At 33.8% G+C, this 2,945-nt stretch carries 3 protein-coding genes and 1 pseudogene; 1 reads left to right on the top strand and 3 read right to left on the bottom strand.

Annotated features, from left to right (window positions below; genetic code table 11):
• The 3 genes from A5877_RS08070 to A5877_RS08080 form a co-directional block, all read right to left on the bottom strand.
• The coding region (locus tag A5877_RS08070) for a SufE protein (RefSeq protein WP_254907450.1) at positions 1-655 on the bottom strand (655 nt) is incomplete at its 3' end.
• A 285-nt stretch (positions 656-940) separates the two neighbouring features.
• Positions 941-1,345 carry a hypothetical protein gene (locus A5877_RS08075; protein WP_005233121.1) on the bottom strand — a complete coding sequence of 135 codons (405 nt, stop codon included), beginning with the start codon at positions 1,343-1,345 and terminating at the stop codon, positions 941-943.
• Positions 1,346-1,351: 6 nt separating this feature from the next.
• Positions 1,352-2,473, bottom strand: coding sequence for an RHS repeat domain-containing protein (locus A5877_RS08080; protein ID WP_086316667.1), 1,122 nt, complete (start codon positions 2,471-2,473; stop codon positions 1,352-1,354).
• 148 nt (positions 2,474-2,621) lie between these two features.
• Between A5877_RS08080 and A5877_RS17090 the strand changes: the two are divergent.
• Positions 2,622-2,729, top strand: a pseudogene (locus A5877_RS17090) (IS6 family transposase); the annotation flags it as partial.
• Positions 2,730-2,945: the final 216 nt, after the last annotated feature.

The raw sequence follows: 2,945 nt of genomic DNA on the forward strand, positions 1-2,945 counted from the left end.
GGCACATAGTTTTATCAAATAAGTAAATGGAATCTTCTGCAAAAACGCAAATATAATCATTAAATTGTCGAAGCTCAAATATGGTAGCGTCACACCTAATTTCTTTTACTTCAGTTAAATGGCTATACAAATTACATTTAATCATTATTTGTGTTTCTGCATCAGTATATGCGATTAAAAAGATATCACCATTAGCGGATATTGTAGATATAGCCCCTAGATCAATGAATGTCGAAGTTAAATGATGAGGGAGTACCGCATTAAATCTATTTAAATCTATATTGAATTCTACTAATCCATAGTGAGCCCAATCGTTTTCTGCGGATAGTATTCCTTCTTCATTATACGCAACTAATACTCCGCTTGGAGATGGCACTATATTTAGTATTCCATTTCCTAATACAGTAATAGAATTATTTATAAAGATAGCCTCTTCATCATCCATCGAAAAAATTAGGTACCATTCATTTTTATACATCATAATTTCATGAATCTTAATTTCCTTTTGTTCGAACAGTTCATTCTCAAAAGTATGAATTATTTTATCTTCTTCAAAAATTTTAATAGTAGCTTTTTCTTTTGAAAATATACATAAATTGTTTTCTGTGGGTGTAGTTAAGATTGTTAGGTTATCTTTTAATGGTAATTCTCTCATCATATGCACCTGCACTTTTTTTCGTCGTTGATGATAGCTCTAAGATCTGTGACCGTCCCGCGTTCTTTTAACTAATCGGAAAACATAAAGAAACTCAACAATCCATATTATAACAATTCGAGTAATTTTTACAGCAACGAAAAATCCTACCCAAGTAGTGATTGTTACCGGAATTTATCCATATGAAACAAATTTGTTCAATGGATTACTGTCCAAGTGGGCATGCACATTATAGATTCTCTAAATCGAGATTTAGTTAGATAAAAATTCCGTGAGTTAAGTAGGTCATAAAATAATTTTGTACGCCATATTTTTTGAAGATACGTTAAATAAATTAGTTTTAAAATGAAATCTGTAACCTTTAAAATCTAAAGCAGGTTCATCTAGCAGATTATCGCTTCTAAATGAAAAATTATAATTAAAATCTAGTACTCCTTGAAATTTGAGGACGACCTTGGAAGATGTTTCTAGAGAATTTAATAACAATAATAGACTTGCGTTTTCATATATATCACTTTCCATACCTTCTTCACCGGTTAACATACTAATACTAGCATAGGATAGCGATCCATCTAAATTTAGTATCATACCTGAGTAAAACTCCATTTTTTCAACAAATGAATCATGAAAATTCCCATACTTTTCATTCAAATATCCTACTTCATCCGAATTATTTACATAACTCCACAATTCACATCATCTCCTTTTATTAAATTTCCTATTATATCGTGGGTACTTTTGGCCATTTCCATTTCTATTCTTCCAGCTGTGCTTGTGTGGAACATGGGGATGTCGTTTAGCATTACCGTGATTACTGTAATCGATATCAACACGTGGCTTCCCTTTTTTATCATAAATCCTTTTTTGGTGTGTTCTACCATTTTTTTGTTGAGTTTTTGTTTTAGCTTTCCCTCTATATCCCTTAGGGCCTTTATAAGAAAGATTTGGTGTAGATTTTTTATTTTTGTTATAAGGTCGTTTTTTCGCCAAATAATAACCTATACCTGCTCCAGCTAACATAGTTACACCAGTAAAAATCACTTTTGCACTTATATAAATCCCTAGACCAGCTACAATCGCAAAATGCCCATTAGGGTCAACATTCATCACCGGATTATTGTCCGCGTAAGTATATCCATTCATGGTCAATGGATCGTCTTCGTCCCCTGGATCAGGATCAAGAGAGGTAAAAACTCCATGTGCCGGATGATAATACCGTGCCATTAAATAATACTGTTGGATTTCAGCATCGTACGTATATCCGGCATAACCATAAGGATTGCTTTTCGCTAGTTCCGTTTTTGCTTCACTGGTTAGAACGTTTCCCCACGCATCGTAAGTGTAACTGGCTACTTGCTGGCCGTTTTCGTCCGTCAATGCAACCACATCACCATGCCCATTGTAATGATAGTATACCGTGTTTTTCCCACTCTTCATAGCTAAGCGAATATTGTCATCAGAGTAGATATAATGACGTAAAACTTGCCCATTCGTATCTGTTTCATACAGCACATCAATGCTATCACCATCATAATGGTAGTTTGTTATCTGTCCATTAACCTTCTTAGACAATCGTCGGTTGTCCTCGTCGTAAGTGTATGTGATAAATGGTTGGTTTTCTCCCTTTTTCGTCACCCCTACCAAGCGATCCGCTTGATCCCAAGCGTAGTTATATTTTTCATCACTTAGACGATTCCCATTTGCATTATAGGTTAGTGCTTGACCATTGAAGCTAATCAACTGGTTTCCGGTATTAAAAGCTGCTTGATGAGTTGTGTTGTTGATAGTTACACTTCCGATTGCACAACCGATTTCCATTTAAAAACTGCTTCAGAAATATTCTGAACTTCCGCTGATTTTACAACTTCAGGCTCACTTGACACATTAAATAAGATTCCACCTATCAAAGCAAGTGAGATCATACAAAGAACAGCGAATGTAATGATTTTTTTCAAATCTATAGTCCAAAAGCATTGAAGTGGTTTCCGCTTTATACAAAGAAAGTCGAAGAGAAATTACCCTCTTCGACTTTTCTGCTTGGAATGAAATTGAAAGGTCATTCAAAACAGCATAATCCATTGGTTGAAAATTAGGCAAATCCGTTTATCTTTCAAGCTTTTCAACACAACCTCAAAAACCTTGATCAGAATAGATACTTGTTAATTTTTTTAATTTCTTTTTTGTTATATATAATCCCGAAACAAATCTCTGTTGAAGATCTAGATTATTGATATTTGATACCCAAATAAAATCATAGTTATTCTGAAAATCTTCTATACTATTTTTTAAC

This window comes from Enterococcus sp. 3C7_DIV0644, assembly GCF_002141235.1.
Classification (GTDB): Bacteria; Bacillota; Bacilli; order Lactobacillales; family Enterococcaceae; genus Enterococcus_D; species Enterococcus_D entomosocium.

What these genes read in the sequence shown, in the direction of transcription:
- A5877_RS08080 (WP_086316667.1), bottom strand. Translation starts at nt 2,473, where the DNA reads ATGGAAATCGGTTGTGCAATCGGAAGTGTAACTATCAACAACACAACT.